Genomic DNA, 16,399 nt, shown 5'->3' with positions numbered 1-16,399 from the left:
CACGATGCGCAACATCCATGAGCGGACCGTCGAGGCCCCGGCCACGGCGGTGGGGGCCCTGTTCGACCGCCTCGCCGCCGATGACGACCCGATCTTCCCGGCTCCCGCCTGGTCCCCGATGCGGCTGGACCGCCCGCTCTCGGTGGGCGCGGACGGCGGCCACGGGCCGGTGCGCTACCGGGTCACGGCGTACGAACCCGGCCGCCGCGTCCGCTTCGACTTCGCGGCCCCGGCGGGCGGCTTCCACGAGCTGACCGTCGAGCCGCTGGGCCCTGAGCGCTGCCTGGTGCGCCATGTGCTGGAGCAGGAGCTCAAGGGCGTATCCCTGCTCGCCTGGCTGTTCGCCGTCCGAGCGGTGCACGGCACGGTGATCGAGGAGCTCTTCGACAACGTCGAGCGGGCGGTGGGGCGCGAGGTCACCCACCCCGTGCGCTGGTCGCCCTGGGTGCGGCTGCTGAACCGACTGGGCTGGGACCGGCCGGTCCCGGTCGAGATCCCCGACGGCGCCAGGCTGCCGCGTACGGCCATCGACTGGTGCGAGCGGGCCGACTACCGGGACGCGTACGCCCTGGACCTGCTGCCCGGCATGGACCGCGATCCCGCGGCCTGGGAAGGCGTCCTGCGCGGCATCCGCGTCACGGACCGGGCCGAGCGCGAGATCCTGCTCGGCCAGGACGCCGGGCACCTGGACTTCAGGGCATCGCTCCTCGTGGACGAAGCGGCCCGTCGGGTCACCCTGAGCTCGGTGGTGCGTATACACAACCGGCGCGGCCGGATCTACTGGGCGGTCGTCTCCAAGGTCCACCCGTTCATGGCCCGCACCATGCTGCGCCGCACCCACCGCAGGCTCGCGCTGGCGGCGCCCAGCGCGGGGGAGCGGGAGACGGTCGTCTCATCTGGTGGGCCGCGGGCCGGACGGGCGACATGACCCCGTAATGTTGCTGATGTGACCGTCAACGCTAAGACCACCACTACCGGTGGCAACACCTGGCGAGACCTTCCCGCGGCGCAGCAGCCTGAGTACCCCGATGCCGAGGCTCTGCGCGAGGTACTCGCGGACCTCGAGTCGTATCCGCCGCTCGTCTTCGCGGGCGAGTGTGACCAGCTGCGCACCCGCCTGGGAGCCGTTGCCAGGGGCGAGGCGTTCCTGCTCCAGGGCGGCGACTGCGCCGAGGCCTTCGACGGGGTCTCCGCCGACCACATCCGCAACAAGCTCAAGACCCTGCTCCAGATGGGCGCCGTGCTGACGTACGCCGCCTCGGTGCCCGTGGTCAAGGTGGGCCGGATCGCCGGGCAGTACTCCAAGCCCCGCTCCAAGCCGACCGAGACCCGCGACGGTGTCACCCTGCCGACCTACCGCGGCGACTCCGTCAACGGCTTCGACTTCACCGAGAAGGCCCGGATTCCGGACCCCGAGCGCCTGAAGCGGATGTACAACGCGTCCGCCTCCACGCTCAACCTGGTCCGCGCCTTCACCACCGGCGGCTACGCCGACCTGCGCCAGGTGCACGCCTGGAACCAGGACTTCGTGAAGTCGTCCCCGTCCGGGCAGCGCTACGAGCAGCTGGCCCGCGAGATCGACAACGCGCTCCACTTCATGCGCGCCTGCGGCACCGACCCGGCCGAGTTCCAGACGGTCGAGTTCTACGCCTCGCACGAGGCGCTGCTGCTCGACTACGAGTCGGCGCTGACCCGCGTCGACTCCCGTACGGGTGACCTGTACGACGTCTCCGGCCACATGGTCTGGGTCGGTGAGCGCACCCGGCAGCTGGACGGCGCGCACATCGAGTTCGCCTCCAGGATCCGCAACCCGATCGGCATCAAGCTCGGCCCGACGACGACCCCGGAGGAGGCGCTGCAGTACATCGAGCGCCTGGACCCGGACCGCGAGCCCGGCCGACTGACGTTCATCGTGCGGATGGGCGCGGACAAGATCCGCGACAAGCTGCCGGACCTGGTCGAGAAGGTCACCGCTTCGGGCGCTACGCCCGTCTGGGTGACCGACCCGATGCACGGCAACACCTTCGAGGCCGCGTCCGGCCACAAGACCCGCCGCTTCGACGACGTGCTCGACGAGGTCAAGGGCTTCTTCGAGGTACACAAGTCGCTGGGCACCCACCCGGGCGGCATCCATGTCGAGCTCACCGGTGACGATGTCACCGAGTGCGTGGGCGGCGGCGACGAGATCTTCGTCGACGACCTGCACCAGCGCTACGAGACGGCCTGTGACCCGCGTCTGAACCGCAGCCAGTCGCTGGACCTGGCGTTCCTGGTCGCCGAGATGTACCGGGACCAGTAGTTCTGAGGTAGCTGTACGCAGTGGTGGGGGGGGGGGGGGGGGGGTGGGCCGCGGGGGTGGCCTTGGGCCGCCCCCCCCGCCGCCCCCACGCCCGGCCGGTCAGCGCGGCGCGTGCCGCACGGGTGAGTGCGTCAGTAGCACTCGTGCTNCCCGACCGCCCCCGAGGCCGTTTGGCCGCGCCCGGCGTGGGGGTCGCGTCAGTGGTACTGGTGCACCACCGCGTGGCCCTTGCCGCGGCCGATCAGCCACTTGTTGACGGGGGTGGTGATGGCGAAGGCGACCGCGAAGGCGAAGGCCAGGGCGCCCCAGAAGAGGGCGTCGGACAGATGCGCGTCCATCGCGCCCGGCACGGCCAGCAGCACACCGTTGTCGACGATCTCCATGACGGTGATGGAGACCGTGTCGGCGGCCAGGGCGACGCCGATCGCGGCCTTGAGGGTCAGGCCGGCCCGCAGGATGGCGTACATCGTGAACGAGTAGCCGAAGAAGAAGGCCAGCGCGATCGCCAGCACCATGGTCGGGGCGTTGCCCCAGCCGAGCGCGGTGCCGATCACCATGCCCAGGATCTCGCCGACGGCGCAGCCGGTGAGGCAGTGCAGGGTGGCCTTGGCGGCCATGGACCAGCTGACCTTGCCGTGCCCCGCGTGCGCGCCGTGGCCTTCGTGCCCGCCGTGACCCTCGTGCCCGTGCGAGCCATGGGCCTCGTGCGTGCCGTGACCCTCGTGCGTGCCGTGACCCTCGTGTGTGTGCGCGGAGTCGGTGTGATGCTGCATGGCGAGCCCCCAACGTCAGATAACGGTTCCTGTCGCTACACCGGGAACCGTATACCCCATGGGGGTATTCCTCAAGGGTCTTTATTGACCGCGGAGCTCCTTCAGCCGTGCCACATCCGCCGCGTGCCCGGCCTTGCCGCCGGGCGTCTCGATGATCAGCGACACTCCGTCGGTCGCGGGGTGGGTGAAGAGCTCCTGGAACGGCTCCTCGCCGATGTGGCCCGAGCCGATGTTCGCGTGGCGGTCCCTACGGGCGCCGACCACGTCCTGGGAGTCGTTGGCGTGGATCAGTTTGAGCCGCCCCTCGCCGACGGTGTCCACCAGCAGGTCCAGGGTCTGCTTCATGCCGCCCGGCCCGGCCAGGTCGTGCCCTGCCGCGAAGATGTGGCAGGTGTCCAGGCAGACGCCGAGCTTGGGGTGGGCGTCCAGCGCCTCGAAGTAGGGGCCGAAGTCCCAGGTGCGGGCGCAGAGTGAGGAGCCCTGTCCGGCGGTCGACTCGAGCAGGAGGTACGGGTCGTCGTCGTGCGTCAGCTCGTCGAGCAGCGGCACCAGGTACTCGCGTACCTGCCTCAGGGCGACCTCGCGCTCCCGCCCGCCGGTCGCCGAGCCGGTGTGCACCACCACGCCCAGGGCGCCGATCTCCCGGCCTCGGCGCAGCGAGTGGCGCAGTGACTCGACGGACTTCAGCGCGGTCGCCTCGGTGTGCGAACCGAAGTTGATCAGGTACGGGGCGTGGACCCAGACGGGAATCTCCTCGGCGGCACAGGCCGCCCGGAACGCCTCGTCCTGGCGGGGGTTGCCGACGGGCGTCGCCCAGCCGCGTGGGTTGGCGACGAAGACCTGGACGGTCTCGGCGCCCATCTCGCGTGCATACGTCAGCCCCACGGAGGCGAGTCCACCTGCCACGGGCACATGCCCGCCGATGGGGTTACGAGTTCTCTTGCTGCTCACACTGCCAGGGTGGCACGCCACCGGCCCCGGCCCGGGCGCGGGCCCTGCACCCTAGCGGGCGCGGTCCTGGCGTCGGGCTCGCCCCAGGGGCCAGTGCTGGGTGCTCGGGCTCGGCCTTCGTGGCCCTGCCTGACTGGTGGCCGCAGGGCTGTGGCCCCGTGGTCGTGAGCGTGGCAGAGAGGGCAGCACTCGGTGCGGGCCTTCGGCGTTGGCGTCAGCGCGGCTCGTCGGTGCGGGCTCTTGGCGCGGCCGTCACCACCAGCCTGGGCGTGCCCCAGGTGTCGGGCTGGCCCCCAGGGCCCAGCACTGTGTGCTCGGCCTCACGGTCCCTGCCCCAGACCCAGACCTCCAACCATCGGCCGCAGGGCTGTGGCCCCGTGGCCGTGAGCGTGGCGCCGAGGGCGGCCCTCGGTGTGGCCCTCGGCGCGGGCATCAGCGCGGCTCGTCAGTCTGGGCTCCTGACGCGGAGCGTTGACGCGGCCGACAGCGCGTGGGCGTCAGCCCAGCTGCCAGGGCCGTGAGGGCGGACGGTTGGCGCGGGCGTGTGTGGACGTCAGTGTCCGGCCCTCGGTTCCGCTCTTCAGGCGCTGGCCCCGCCTTGGGCCTCGGGGCCCTGTGCCCGAGGCCTCGGGCTTCAACTGCCTGTCCCGCGGCCTGGCAGGCCGCGTCCGCTCTGAGGGTACGTCCGCGTGCCTGCCGCTCCTGGCGCCGTCGAGTAGCTGTGCCGCCCCCGCCGCCCGCTTCCCGCCGTGGCTGCGGCCTCGCTCGGGATGCGGCAGCCCGGCCCACTGGGCTCGGGCCTGGGGTCTACACCCCGATCACCGCCCCCGGCCGCCGGGCCGGTGGCCAGGGCCCGGACACCGGGGCCCCAGGCGCGGACCGTGACCGCTGGCCCGGACCGCGACCCCGCCCGCGGCTACAGGCCCTTCGTCTTGATGCGGATGGTGCTGCCCTCCGGCGCTTCCTCGCCGCCCTCCACGGACTGGCTGGAGATCTCGTCGCCGAGGAACGGGAACGCGCGGTCCACCTCGACCTTGAAGCCCGCCGCGCCGAGCTTCGCCTTGGCGGCGTCCATCTTCATGCCGACGACGTCCGGGACCTCGATCATCCTCGGCCCCTTGGAGAGCGTGAGGGTGACGTTGTCGCCCTCCGCGAGCGTCCGGCCCTCGCCGGGCGACTGCCGGGCGACGCTGCCCGCGTCCTCCTCGGAGAACACCCGCTCCGTGGCGACCTTCACCTTCAGGCCCGCCTCGCGCAGCTCGTCGCGCGCGTCGGCGACGGACTCGCCGACCACGTCCGGCACTTCCACCTGGGCGCCCTTGCTCACCGTGAGGGCGATCGCGCTGCCCGCCTTGCGCTCGGTACCCGCGGGCGGGTCCGTACGGACGACGGAGTTCTTCGGGACGCTGTTGCTGAACGTGCGCTTGACCATGCCGGGTTCCAGGCCGAGGTCCTTGAGCTCGGTCTTGGCCTTGGCCAGCGGGGTGTTCGTGAGGTCGGGGACCTTGGCGGTGCGCGGCCCGAGCGACAGGGTGAGCGTCACCTCGCCGTTGTCCCTGATCCGGCTGCCGGACGCGGGGTCGCTGCCGATGACCGTGCCGCGCTTGTCGGTGGTGCTGTACTCGCCCTTGACGTCCCCGACCTCAAGTCCGGCGTCGGACAGCGACTTACGCGCCTCGGCCTCCGTCTTGCTCAGCAGCGCCGGGACCTGCGTGAACTGACCCGAGTTGATGTACCAGACCCCCGCGCCGAGCCCGAGCGCCAGCAGCACGCCCGCGACCACGGCGAGCACCGAACGCCGCGGGCCACGCCACCCGGCGGCCGGGGGCGGCGCCTGAGGCGGCTCGGCCGGGGGCATCTCAAGCCGACTGGTGCGGTTGACCTCCACCTGGTCCTGCTCGGCGGACTGGGGCCGCGGCACCGTGCCCGTGGCGCGCGCGATCACGCTGGTGCGGTCCTCCGCGTTGTCGTGGTCCGCGGCACGGGCCTGCGGCGGCATCGCGTCCAGCTGCGCCTCACTCAGGGCGGCCCGCGCCTCCCTGACCTGCCCGAGGAGCTCCACCGCGTCGTACGGGCGTACCTCGGGCGTGCGAGCGGTCGCGGCCGCCACCAGCTCGTCGAGCTCGACGGCGAGATCCGGTACGGCGGCCGAGGGAGGCGGCACGTCCTCGTGCAGATGCCGGAAGAGGATCTGGGCGGGGGAGTCCCCGGTGTGCGGCTTGCCGCCGGCCAGCATCTCGTAGAGGACGACACCGCAGGCGTACACGTCGACCCGTGGGTTCACGGTGCCGTGTTCCAGCTGCTCGGGCGCGAGATAGGAGACGGTGCCGAGCACCGCGCCGGTGGTGTTCGTCACGGTGTCCACGGCACGGACCAGGCCGAAGTCCGCGACCTTGACCCGGCCGTCGTCCCCTATCAGGACGTTCTCCGGCTTCATGTCGCGGTGCACGAACCCCGCGCGGTGCGCCGCGCCCAGCGCGGCCAGCACCGGCTCCAGGATGTCCAGCGCGGCCCGCGGCTGCAGCGCGCCGCGCTCGCGCAGCACGTCACGCAGGGTGCACCCGGCGACGTACTCCATCGCCAGATAGACGTACGCGCCGTCGGTGCCCTGGTCGTATACCCCGACCACGTTCGGATGCGAGAGCCGCGCCACCGACTTGGCCTCGCGGATGAAGCGCTCCACGAAGGACGCGTCCGATGCGAGTTCGGGGTGCATCACCTTGATCGCGAGCACGCGGTCGAGGCGGGTGTCCACGGCCCGGTAGACCGTGGCCATCCCGCCGACGGCGACACGCGCGTCGATGCGGTAGCGGTCGTCTAGGACCTGGCCGACGAGCGGATCTTGAAGGGTCGTGTCCACGCAGGTGAGTGTACGAGCCGCCGCTGACACGCCCGACCCCTCGGGGGCCCGTACCGCCGTACTGCAGCTGACCTGTGACCGTCAGAGCCTGCTTCTGAGCCTGTCTGTCAGAAGGCCGGGCGCTCCGGGTCCAGGCGGGCCAGCCCCTCCGTCGGCGACGAGGCCTCGGCGAAGTGCCGCCGCGGGATCCGCCCCGCCCGCCGTGCCAGCCGCCCCGCCTCGACGGCATGGCGCATGGCCTCGGCCATGAGTACCGGCTCCTGCGCCCGCGTCACCGCGGAGGCCAGCATCACCGCGGAGCACCCCAGCTCCATCGCCAGGGCGGCGTCGGATGCCGTGCCCGCCCCCGCGTCCAGGATCACCGGCACGCGCGCGTGCTCCACGATCAGCTGGAAGTTGTGCGGGTTGCGGATGCCGAGGCCCGAGCCGATCGGCGACCCCAGGGGCATGATCGCGGCGCAGCCCGCCTCTTCGAGTCTGCGCGCGAGCACCGGGTCGTCGTTGGTGTACGGCAGGACCGTGAAGCCGTCGTCGACCAGGGTCTCCGCGGCCTCCAGCGTCTCCAGGGGGTCGGGCAGCAGAGTGCGCTCGTCGGCGATGACCTCCAGCTTCACCAGGTCGGTGCCGAGCGCCTCGCGGGCCAGCCGAGCGGTCAGCACGGCCTCGCCCGCGGTGAAGCAGCCCGCCGTGTTCGGCAGCACCTGGATGCCGAGCCGTGTCAGCACGGACAGCACCGAGCCCTGCACCTCCGGGTCCAGGCGGCGCATCGCGACCGTGGTGAGCTCGGTGCCGGACGCGATCAGGGACCGCTCAAGCACCTCAAGGCTGGGCGCGCCACCGGTGCCCATGATGAGCCGGGACGAGAACTTCGAACCGCCGATGACCAGGGGATCGTCAGCCATGGGGATCAGCCTCCTTGGACGGCGGTGAGGACTTCCACGCGGTCCCCCGCACGCAGTGCGGTGCGCTGCCACGCGCCGCGCGGTACGACGGTCTCGTTGACGGCCGCGGCCACCCCGGACGGGGCGGTGGTCAGCGTCGCGACCAGGGTGTCCAGCATGCTGCCCGCGGGGATCTCACGGCGCGCGCCGTTCACGGAGACGGGCACGGTCGCCCCGGCGTGCCCGGCGTGCCCGGCGTGCCCGGTGTTGTCGGCGTTGTCGGGGTTGTCGGTGTGCGTGGTCATGCGGGCTGCTCCTGAAGGATGCCGAAGCGCCGGGGCGTGAAGGGGCGCGCCTCTTCGGGGAGTTCACCGGTCGTCAGGGCATGGGCCATGACCTCACCGGTGATCGGGGTCAGCAGGACACCGTTGCGGTGGTGTCCGGTGGCCAGCTGCAGGCCGGGGAGCGCCGTTGGCCCCAGGAGCGGCGCGTTGTCCGGGGATCCGGGGCGCAGACCCGCGCGGGTCTCGGTGAGGGGGAGCTCGGTGAGGCCGGGGACCAGCTCGTGCGCGTCGCGCAGCAGCTCGTACACACCGCCCGCGGTGACCGTGGTGTCCCAGCCCAGTTCCTCGCTGGTGGCGCCGATGACCAGCTCACCGTTCTCGCGCGGCACCAGGTAGACATGGCTGCCGCGGACCACGGCGCGGACCGTACGGCTCAGGAAGGGGGCGTACGACGACGGCACGGTCAGCCGCAGGACCTGGCCCTTGACCGGACGCACCGGGGGCAGCACGGCCGCGGGCACCCCGGCGAGCTTGCCGCTGAGGCTCCCCGCGGCCAGGACCACCTGGTCGGCGGCGAGCTCCGTGCCGTCCGCCAGGACGGCCCCGCGGGCCCGGTCGCCCGCGACGGTGAGCCGGTCGGCCCAGTCGCGGTGGAATCGCACCCCGGCCCGTTCACACGCCGTGACCAGGGCGTCGGCCAGCCGGCGCGGATCGACCTGGTGGTCGCCCTCGACCCGCAGACCACCGCGTACCCCCGGCGCGAGCATCGGCTCCAGACGGCGGCACTCGCGCCCCGACAGCCAATCGGACTCCAGGCCCGAACGCTGCTGCAGGGCGTGCAGCTCCCGCAGATGGGCACGGTCGTCGGCGTCCAGCGCGACCGCCAGCGTGCCGCACGCGCGGTAGCCGAGGTCCTGGCCGCTGGCCTCTTCGAGTTCGGCGGCGAAGTCCGGATAGCGGCGCGCGGAGGCCAGGTTGAGGCCGAGCAGCGTCTGCTCGCCGTAGTGCAGTTCGGTGACGGCGGCGAGCATCCCGGCCGCGACCTGGGCGGCCCCGCCGCCCGGCTCCGGGTCGACGACGGCGGTGTCCAGGCCCCGCTGGGCCGCCCGCCAGGCCGTGACCAGGCCGATGATGCCGCCCCCGAGGACGAGGACGTCTGATGTGGTGCGTGCGTGCATGGGCGTCCAGCCCCTCCCTTCGCCGGCATGACCCGGATCAGGTTCGTACGGTCGGAGGCGCCTGAGCCTCCCTCTCAGCCCGGTGCGTCCGGGCTCCCGCGAGTGGTCTACAGCGGCCAGCCTAGCCCTTCGGCTCCGACGGGATAAGGGAGCCGGGGGCGGGCGCCTCCCGAGCCGCTGACCCTTCCGCTTCCTGATGATCCGTCAGTTGTTTATGGTGATCGGGTGAACGAGCAGAGGCAGCAGGAGCAGCGTGTCGTGATCGTCGGCGCGGGGATGGCCGGTGTGCAGACCGCCGTGGCTCTACGCGAGCAGGGTTTCACCGGGGTGGTCACGCTGATCGGCGCCGAACCGCACCAGCCGTACGACAGGCCGCCCCTGTCCAAGGCCGTGCTGCTCGGCGAGGCGGAGGGGTCCGCCTTCGACGTGGACTTCGAGCAGCTGGAGGTGGAGCTGCGGCTGGGCCGCGAGGTGACCGGGGTGCGCCCCGACGCCCACCAGTTGGACACCGCCGACGGGCCCGTCGGCTACGACGTCCTGGTGATCGCCACCGGGGCCGAGCCGCTGCGGCTGCCCGGTGCGCAGGGGGTGCCCGGGGTCCATCTGCTGCGCACCCTGGACGACGCGGAGCGGCTGCGCCCGGTACTCGCCGAGAAGCACGACATCGTGGTCGTCGGCGCCGGCTGGATCGGCGCGGAGTTCGCCACGGCGGCCCGCGATGCGGGGTGCGCGGTCACGGTCGTCGAGGCCGCCGAGCGGCCGCTCGCGGGGGTGCTGCCCGCCGAGGTCGCGGCCCCCATGGCCCACTGGTACGCGGAGTCCGGAGCCACCCTGCGTACCCACGCGCGCGTGGCGCGGGTCGAGCCCGGTGCCGTCGTCCTGGACGACGGGACCCGGTTGGCCGCGGGCGCCGTGGTCGTCGGCATCGGCGCCCGGCCCGCCACCGACTGGGTCAGCGGCTCCGGGATCGCCGTCGGGCCGGACGGCGCGATCGTCGCGGACGACCGCCTGCGCACCTCGGCGCCCGATGTGTACGCGGTCGGCGACTGCGCCTCGTTCCCCTCGGCGCGGTTCGGTCAGCGGCTCCTCGTGCACCACTGGGACAACGCGTTGCAGGGCCCGCGCGCGGTGGCGGCGAACATCATCGGCGAGACCCCCGAGGTCTACGACCCCGTGCCGTACTTCTGGTCGGAGCAGTTCGGCCGCTTTGTCCAGTACGCCGGGCACCACGGCAACGCGGACACCCTGGTGTGGCGCGGGTCACCGCAGGGCGCCGCCTGGACGGTGTGCTGGCTGCGCGAGGGGGCCCTGGTGGCGCTGCTCGCCGTGGGGCGGCCGCGCGACCTGGCGCAGGGGCGGCGGCTGATCGCCTCTGGGGCGCCACTGGACCAGGAACGACTGGCCGACCCCTCCGTACCGCTGAAATCGACGACGCTCTGATCCCGTGACGGGGCTGTGCCGGGTACCGACTGTCAGTCCGGGATGGCACGCTTGTCCCTGTGACCGAGATTGACGCAAAGATCGATGCTCTCGTCCCCAGCTGGCTCACCCTCCCCGACATCGCCGAGATGTTCGGTGTCGAAGTGACCCGCGTGCGACAGCTCGTCAAGGAAGGCAGCCTGATCGCCGTGCGCCGTGGTGAGAACCGCGCGCTCCAGGTGCCCGCTGCCTTCATCGACGGCGAGAACGCCAAGGTGATCAAGGGCCTCAGCGGGACCCTGACCCTCCTGAGGGACGACGGTTTCTCCGACGAAGAGATGCTCGAGTGGCTCTTCACCCCCGACCCGACCCTGCCCGGCACGCCCGCGCAGGCCTTGAGCGAGAATCGCGGCACGGAGGTGAAGCGCCGCGCCCAGGCGCTCGCCGTCTGACCTGACAACTGTTGGCGTGGGGGGGGCCCCCCCCCGCCCCCCCCCCCCCCCCCCCCCCCNCCCCCGACCCGACCCTGCCCGGCACGCCCGCGCAGGCCTTGAGCGAGAATCGCGGCACGGAGGTGAAGCGCCGCGCCCAGGCGCTCGCCGTCTGACCTGACAACTGTTGGCGTGCGGGCCGCCCAGCAGGGCCGCCCGCACGCCACCGACTACGGGGGAGCGCTCCATGTCACGCGCACAGCTCGCCGACGCCCGGCTGTATCTCTGCACCGACGCCCGTAAGCGCCAGGGCGACCTGCCGGAGTTCCTGGACGCCGCGCTCGCGGGCGGTGTCGACATCGTGCAGCTGCGGGACAAGGGCATGGAGGCCGGCGAGGAGCTTGAGCACCTCGCCGTCTTCGCGGACGCCTGTCAGCGGCACGGCAAGCTCCTCGCGGTGAACGACCGCGCGGACGTCGCGCACGCCGCGGGCGCGAACGTGCTGCACCTGGGCCAGGGCGACCTGCCGGTGCCCGCGGCCCGTGCCATCCTCGGCGACGAGGTCCTGATCGGCCGCTCCACCCACGGCGAATCCGAAGTAGCCGCCGCCGCTACCCAGGACGGCGTGGACTACTTCTGCACCGGCCCCTGCTGGCCGACCCCCACCAAGCCGGGCCGGTACGCACCGGGCCTGGACCTGGTGCGGTACACCGCCTCGCTCGGCACGGACCGCCCGTGGTTCGCGATCGGCGGGATCGACGCCGCGAACCTGGACGAGGTACTGGAAGCGGGCGCCCGCCGGGTGGTGGTCGTCCGCGCGATCACCGAGGCCGACGATCCGGGAGCCGCGGCCGCACACCTCGCCAAGCGGCTGCGCGAGGTCTAGAACCTCCCCAGGCCCTTGATGCGTCCCCGGCGTGTGCGGGTGTCCGAGGGGTGGACAACAAATGCACATTATGGACATATCGCACCGGCCTGGTTGGGGTGCCGCGAAGCCCTGGCTAACCTGCCGGTATGGCCCTTGGCACTGCTTCCACCAGGATCGATCGCGCACGCACGGTGCGTGACCTGCTCACGACCGGCAAAACCTCATATTCCTTCGAGTTTTTCGCGCCGAAAACCCCGAAAGGGGAGCGGAACCTGTGGAACTCGCTGCGCCGAGTTGAGGCGGTAGCACCCAGCTTTGTCTCCGTCACCTACGGTGCGGGCGGCTCCACGCGCGCCGGCACGGTGAAGGAGACCCAGCAGATCGTCGCCGACACCACCCTCACCCCGGTCGCCCACCTCACCGCGGTCGACCACTCCGTCGCCGAGCTGCGCAACATCATCGGGCAGTACGCGGACGCGGGAATCCGGAACATGCTCGCACTGCGCGGTGACCCGCCGGGCGACCCGATGGGCGAGTGGGTCCCGCACCCCAGGGGCCTGGCCTATGCCGCCGAGCTGGTGCAGCTGATCAAGGAGTCCGGCGACTTCTGCGTGGGCGTAGCGGCCTTCCCCGAGATGCACCCGCGCTCGGCCGACTGGGACAGTGACATCCAGCACTTCGTGGACAAGTGCCGCGCCGGCGCCGACTACGCGATCACCCAGATGTTCTTCGACCCCGAGAACTACCTGCGGATGCGCGACCGGGTCGCGGCCGCCGGCTGCGAGACCCCGATCATCCCCGAGGTCATGCCGGTCACCAACGTCAAGCAGCTCGCCCGGCTGCCGCAGCTCAGCAACGCGGTTTTCCCGGAGCACGTGAAAGAGCGCATCCTCACAGCCAAGGACGATCCCGCGGCTGTACGCTCCATTGGCATTGAGTTCGCGACGGAGTTCTGCGCGCGGCTGCTGGCCGAAGGAGTGCCCGGACTGCACTTCATCACGCTCAACAACTCGACCGCGACGCTGGAAATCTACGAGAATCTGGGCCTGCACGACCAACAGCAGGCCTGATCGGCCGTATCCGCCCCCGACCGGGGCGGGCGGCCGTAGGAGAGGGGCGTACATGGGCTGGGCGGTCCTCTACATCGCGTTCGGTGTGGTCGCGCTGTGGCTGCTGGGTGAAGTGCTGCTGCAGTACAAGGCGCGGCTGCGCTGGCGGATGCTGGCCTTCGTCGGGTTCGTCGGTGTGGTCTTCGGAGTGCTGCTGCAGTCGCTGCTGGTGATCGGCGTCGGCACGGCCGCGTTCGCCATCGGGCAGACCTATGTGACGCTGTCCTTCCGCCGCGGCTTCTCCACGGGCTGGGCGATCGGCGGGAGCCCGGGCGAGAGCCGTCGCCGCAAGACCCGGGGAGAGGCCGAGCAGGACCCGACGCTCGAGGTCAGCGACCTGGAGTACGACGCCGGTTACGGACCGGAGCAGCCCCCGATGCCCGACCGGGACTACGCCGAGCCCATGGACCACCTGGCGCCTCCGTCTCCGGTGTACGCCCCGGAGCCGCTGCCCGAGGACACCGGCCAGTACGGCATATACCAGGACGCGGACTACCCGCCCCAGCCCGCGGCCGCCTCCGCCGCGGGGGAGTACGGCTACTCCGGCTACGACCAGCAGCAGTACGGCTACGACACCGGGGCGCAGCAGCAGTACGCCGCGTACTCCGACCCCTACATCGGCACCCAGACCTACGACACCCAGACCTACGGCGGCCAGAGCCCGTACGCCCCCTATGCCGGGGACCAGCAGGGCTACGGCACCGGCTACCAGGACCCGTACGGCGGTGCCGCCTATCCGGGAGCGGCCGAGACCCCGCCCGGTGGGGTCTGGGTACCGCAGCAGCGCGACAGCGAGCTGCAGCCCGAACAGCCCCCGCCCTACCAGGACGGCTACGGCGCGGGTTACCAGAACGAACAGCAGCCGTACCGCTACTGAGCTGGGGCGGCTCGCTGGCCCCGGCTCACTGCGAGCCGCGGAACTCCGGACCCTCCACGATCAGCCCCGCGGTCAGGGCGCCCGACATCCCCGCGTGCGGCAGCCCGCCGCCAGGGTGGGACCAGCCGCCGACGAGGTGCAGTCCGGGCACTTCGGTGCTGTTGGCCGGATGCAGCAGCCGTCCGGCCGCCGCGGCCAGCGCGGGAGCGGGCACCGCACCGCCGTCGGCCCCGGTCGCCCGGGCGACATCGGCCGGGGTGCGCACCTCGCGCCAGAGCAGTCGGTCGCGCAGGCCGGGCAGCGCGCGCTCGGCGACGGCCATCAGCTGGTCCGCGACCTTCTCCACGACCTCCGGGCCGAGTTGCTCGTGCGCGGGCACGGTGGCGGTCAGGGTGACCGCCTCGTGGTCCTCGTCCGGCGCCAGCGTCTGATCGTCGGGGCGCAGCACGGTGACCGTGGGTGCGGCACAGCCGCCGAGGTCCGGGGCGGTGAAGAGGTGGTTCAGCTCGTCCGCCCGGTGCCTGGCGTGCAGCACCGTGCGATGCGGGGTGCCTTCCGGACGGCCGCCGCGCAGGGCGAGCAGTACCGTGAACCGGCTCGGCAGCCCGGACTGCGGCCCGACCTCGCCCCACACCGGGCGACCCGTCAGCGAGTCGAGCACTCCGGGCGCGACCCCCGCCACGACGAAGTCCGCCTCGTGGACCGAGCCGTCCGCCGACTCGACACCCGCCGCCCGGCCGTCCTTCTCGACGATCCGGGTCACCGCGGAACCGAAGTGGAACTCGACCTTGCGGGTCAGGCACCGCTCGTACACCGCGCGGGCCAGCTCCCGCATCCCGCCGCGGACGTACCAGGCCCCAAAGGACTGCTCCATGTACGGCAGGACCGCGGCGCTCGCGGGAGCCGTACGGGGATCGAGGCCGTGCGCCACGGCGTGGCTCTCAAGGAGGGCGATCAGCCGTGGGTCGCCGAGTTCCAGCTCGCCGACCTCGGCCAGGGTGGTCGCGGTACGGCTGCGGCGCAGCACCCGGCGCCGCTCCACCGCCGGGTAGGGCTCGCGCTCGGCCAGCACCTGCCAGTTCGGCCACAGGGGTTCTTCGAGCAGCGGTCTGCGGGTGCGGTCCCAGGCCTCCCGCGCGCGGTTCATGACCGTGCCCCAGCGCTCACCCGCGCCCGCGCCCAGGGCCGCGTCCAGCGCGTCCACGGCGCCGGCCCGCGAGGCGTTCGGCAGCCGGACCTCGGTGCCGTCCGCGAAGACATGACAGACCGCGGGTTCCACCTGGACCAGCTCGACGACGTCCTCAAGGGGCTGCTTGCCGGTCTTGATGAACAGATCGCGGTACACGGCGGGCAGCGGCAGCAGGCCGGGGCCCGTGTCAAAGCCGAAGCCGTCCCGCGCGTAGCGACCCAGGGCGCCGCCGTAGGTGTCAGCGCGCTCGAACACCACCACCCGGTGGCCTGCCACGGCCAGCCGGGCGGCAGCCGCCATGGCGCCCATCCCGGCGCCGATCACCGCAATCCGTGCCATGCCAGCGACTTTATCGGCCCGCACTGACAGCCCGGACCGCGGCTCAGCCGGACCGACCGCGGCTCAGCCGGAGCGCGGCTCAGCCGGGCGGCGGCCCCAGGCCCGCCCCCGCCAGCCGCTTCTCCTCGCGACGCCGCGCCCTGCGGCGCATGAACCGCCGGATGCGGTGGGCGAGGAAGAGCACGATCACCAGCCCCAGCAGGAGCAGCACCCCCGCGATGACCGCCGCCACCTCCGGATAGAAGATCGCGAACGTCACCAGAGTGCCGACCCCGAGGTCCTCGGCCGTACTCATCACGATGTTGCTGAACGGCTCGGGCGAGGTGTTGATCGCCATCCGTGTCCCGGCCTTCACGAAATGGCTGATCAGGGCCGTCGAACCGCCCACCGCGCCAGCCGTCAGATCGGACAGCGAGCCGCTCTGCCCCGCGAGCAGAGCCCCCACCACCGCACCCGCGACCGGCCGGATCACGGTGTGCGCGGCGTCCCAGGCCGAGTCCACGTAGGGGATCTTGTCGGCCACCGCCTCGCAGAGGAACAGCGCACCGGCCACGACCAGGACGTCGGTGCGCTGCAGCGAAGCGGGCACCTCGTCGGTCAGACCGGTGGCGCCGAAGACGCCGAGCAGCAGGACGACGGCATAGGCGTTGACACCGCTGGCCCAGCCACTGGTGAACACCAAAGGGAGTACGGACACGGACGCGATCGTAACCAGTTACGTAAAGCCTGACCTGAGGATGAGCACACAGGTCTGAGTATTCGTACCTAGTGGATGAGATGAGTAGCCGCGCGGATGGGGGCGCACCCGCGCGGACGACAGAGTGGAGGCCACGGAGGGAGCGCGGCGCCGGCACCGCCGACACGGGGCGGCGGAACGGCGCGCACTCCCGACGAGTGGGGGTGCTCCTCGGGTTCCCGAGGGGCCGGGGGAGTACCACGGG

The 16,399-nt window shown here is 72.2% G+C and carries 16 protein-coding genes and 1 riboswitch; of the genes, 8 read left to right on the top strand and 8 right to left on the bottom strand.

Going from position 1 to position 16,399, the window contains the following annotated elements:
- Positions 1-4: 4 nt before the first annotated feature.
- Both U9R90_RS25655 and U9R90_RS25650 read left to right on the top strand, forming a co-directional pair.
- Complete coding sequence (locus tag U9R90_RS25655) at positions 5-928, top strand: DUF2867 domain-containing protein (protein ID WP_411059036.1); 924 nt, start codon at positions 5-7, stop codon at positions 926-928.
- A gap of 18 nt (positions 929-946) precedes the next feature.
- Positions 947-2,299 carry a class II 3-deoxy-7-phosphoheptulonate synthase gene (locus U9R90_RS25650; RefSeq protein WP_411059035.1) on the top strand — a complete coding sequence of 451 codons (1,353 nt, stop codon included), beginning with the start codon at positions 947-949 and terminating at the stop codon, positions 2,297-2,299.
- 197 nt (positions 2,300-2,496) lie between these two features.
- Here the strand turns inward: U9R90_RS25650 and U9R90_RS25645 are convergent, their stop codons facing one another.
- The 6 genes from U9R90_RS25645 to thiO all read right to left on the bottom strand — a co-directional run bounded on the left by U9R90_RS25645 (position 2,497) and on the right by thiO (position 9,226).
- On the bottom strand, positions 2,497-3,072 hold the full coding sequence (locus U9R90_RS25645; protein ID WP_411059034.1) for a DUF4396 domain-containing protein: 576 nt from the start codon (positions 3,070-3,072) through the stop codon (positions 2,497-2,499).
- A gap of 81 nt (positions 3,073-3,153) precedes the next feature.
- Entirely contained in the window at positions 3,154-4,023 is an 870-nt protein-coding gene (locus U9R90_RS25640; protein ID WP_411059033.1) for a deoxyribonuclease IV, read from the bottom strand.
- A gap of 916 nt (positions 4,024-4,939) precedes the next feature.
- Positions 4,940-6,883: a Stk1 family PASTA domain-containing Ser/Thr kinase gene (gene pknB, locus U9R90_RS25635; RefSeq protein WP_411059032.1), complete on the bottom strand. Its 1,944-nt coding sequence runs from the start codon at positions 6,881-6,883 to the stop codon at positions 4,940-4,942.
- Positions 6,884-6,990: 107 nt separating this feature from the next.
- Entirely contained in the window at positions 6,991-7,785 is a 795-nt protein-coding gene (locus U9R90_RS25630) for a thiazole synthase (RefSeq protein WP_411059031.1), read from the bottom strand.
- Positions 7,786-7,790: 5 nt separating this feature from the next.
- Entirely contained in the window at positions 7,791-7,943 is a 153-nt protein-coding gene (gene thiS, locus U9R90_RS25625) for a sulfur carrier protein ThiS (RefSeq protein WP_411059800.1), read from the bottom strand.
- Positions 7,944-8,065: 122 nt separating this feature from the next.
- Positions 8,066-9,226, bottom strand: a complete 1,161-nt coding sequence (gene thiO, locus U9R90_RS25620) for a glycine oxidase ThiO (RefSeq protein ID WP_411059030.1) — start codon at positions 9,224-9,226, stop codon at positions 8,066-8,068.
- Positions 9,224-9,336, bottom strand: a riboswitch (TPP riboswitch). (Overlaps the previous gene by 3 nt.)
- Positions 9,337-9,502: 166 nt before the next feature.
- Between thiO and U9R90_RS25615 the strand changes: the two genes are divergently transcribed.
- The 6 genes from U9R90_RS25615 to U9R90_RS25590 all read left to right on the top strand — a co-directional run bounded on the left by U9R90_RS25615 (position 9,503) and on the right by U9R90_RS25590 (position 13,930).
- Positions 9,503-10,666, top strand: a complete 1,164-nt coding sequence (locus U9R90_RS25615) for an NAD(P)/FAD-dependent oxidoreductase (RefSeq protein ID WP_411059799.1) — start codon at positions 9,503-9,505, stop codon at positions 10,664-10,666.
- A 59-nt stretch (positions 10,667-10,725) separates the two neighbouring features.
- Positions 10,726-11,097 (top strand): Rv2175c family DNA-binding protein, encoded by a 372-nt coding sequence (locus U9R90_RS25610; protein ID WP_411059029.1) that lies wholly within the window; start codon positions 10,726-10,728, stop codon positions 11,095-11,097.
- Positions 11,098-11,108: 11 nt separating this feature from the next.
- On the top strand, positions 11,109-11,252 hold the full coding sequence (locus U9R90_RS25605; protein ID WP_411059028.1) for an Rv2175c family DNA-binding protein: 144 nt from the start codon (positions 11,109-11,111) through the stop codon (positions 11,250-11,252).
- Positions 11,253-11,323: 71 nt separating this feature from the next.
- Positions 11,324-11,962 carry a thiamine phosphate synthase gene (thiE, locus tag U9R90_RS25600; RefSeq protein WP_411059027.1) on the top strand — a complete coding sequence of 213 codons (639 nt, stop codon included), beginning with the start codon at positions 11,324-11,326 and terminating at the stop codon, positions 11,960-11,962.
- Between the two features lie 128 nt (positions 11,963-12,090).
- Positions 12,091-13,014, top strand: a complete 924-nt coding sequence (gene metF / locus U9R90_RS25595; RefSeq protein ID WP_411059026.1) for a methylenetetrahydrofolate reductase [NAD(P)H] — start codon at positions 12,091-12,093, stop codon at positions 13,012-13,014.
- 52 nt (positions 13,015-13,066) lie between these two features.
- On the top strand, positions 13,067-13,930 hold the full coding sequence (locus tag U9R90_RS25590; RefSeq protein WP_411059025.1) for a hypothetical protein: 864 nt from the start codon (positions 13,067-13,069) through the stop codon (positions 13,928-13,930).
- Positions 13,931-13,955: 25 nt separating this feature from the next.
- Here U9R90_RS25590 and U9R90_RS25585 read toward each other — a convergent pair whose 3' ends face one another.
- Both U9R90_RS25585 and U9R90_RS25580 read right to left on the bottom strand, forming a co-directional pair.
- Positions 13,956-15,458: a phytoene desaturase family protein gene (locus tag U9R90_RS25585; RefSeq protein WP_411059024.1), complete on the bottom strand. Its 1,503-nt coding sequence runs from the start codon at positions 15,456-15,458 to the stop codon at positions 13,956-13,958.
- A gap of 79 nt (positions 15,459-15,537) precedes the next feature.
- Positions 15,538-16,155, bottom strand: a complete 618-nt coding sequence (locus U9R90_RS25580) for a DUF4126 domain-containing protein (RefSeq protein WP_411059023.1) — start codon at positions 16,153-16,155, stop codon at positions 15,538-15,540.
- Between the last annotated feature and the right edge of the window lie 244 nt (positions 16,156-16,399).

The sequence above is a fragment of the Streptomyces sp. E11-3 genome (genome assembly GCF_046540415.1).
In the GTDB taxonomy this organism is placed as follows: Bacteria; Actinomycetota; Actinomycetes; order Streptomycetales; family Streptomycetaceae; genus Streptomyces.
This window is presented reverse-complemented; position numbering and strand designations above follow the sequence as displayed.

Excerpts from the sequence above, each read along its gene's own strand:
- U9R90_RS25585 (WP_411059024.1), bottom strand. The coding sequence starts at position 15,458 with ATGGCACGGATTGCGGTGATCGGCGCCGGGATGGGCGCCATGGCGGCT.
- U9R90_RS25590 (WP_411059025.1), top strand. The coding sequence starts at position 13,067 with ATGGGCTGGGCGGTCCTCTACATCGCGTTCGGTGTGGTCGCGCTGTGG.
- thiE (WP_411059027.1), top strand. The coding sequence starts at position 11,324 with ATGTCACGCGCACAGCTCGCCGACGCCCGGCTGTATCTCTGCACCGAC.
- U9R90_RS25645 (WP_411059034.1), bottom strand. The coding sequence starts at position 3,072 with ATGCAGCATCACACCGACTCCGCGCACACACACGAGGGTCACGGCACG.
- U9R90_RS25655 (WP_411059036.1), top strand. The coding sequence starts at position 5 with ATGCGCAACATCCATGAGCGGACCGTCGAGGCCCCGGCCACGGCGGTG.
- thiO (WP_411059030.1), bottom strand. The coding sequence starts at position 9,226 with ATGCACGCACGCACCACATCAGACGTCCTCGTCCTCGGGGGCGGCATC.
- thiS (WP_411059800.1), bottom strand. The coding sequence starts at position 7,943 with ATGCTGGACACCCTGGTCGCGACGCTGACCACCGCCCCGTCCGGGGTG.
- U9R90_RS25630 (WP_411059031.1), bottom strand. The coding sequence starts at position 7,785 with ATGGCTGACGATCCCCTGGTCATCGGCGGTTCGAAGTTCTCGTCCCGG.
- metF (WP_411059026.1), top strand. The coding sequence starts at position 12,091 with ATGGCCCTTGGCACTGCTTCCACCAGGATCGATCGCGCACGCACGGTG.
- U9R90_RS25615 (WP_411059799.1), top strand. The coding sequence starts at position 9,503 with ATGGCCGGTGTGCAGACCGCCGTGGCTCTACGCGAGCAGGGTTTCACC.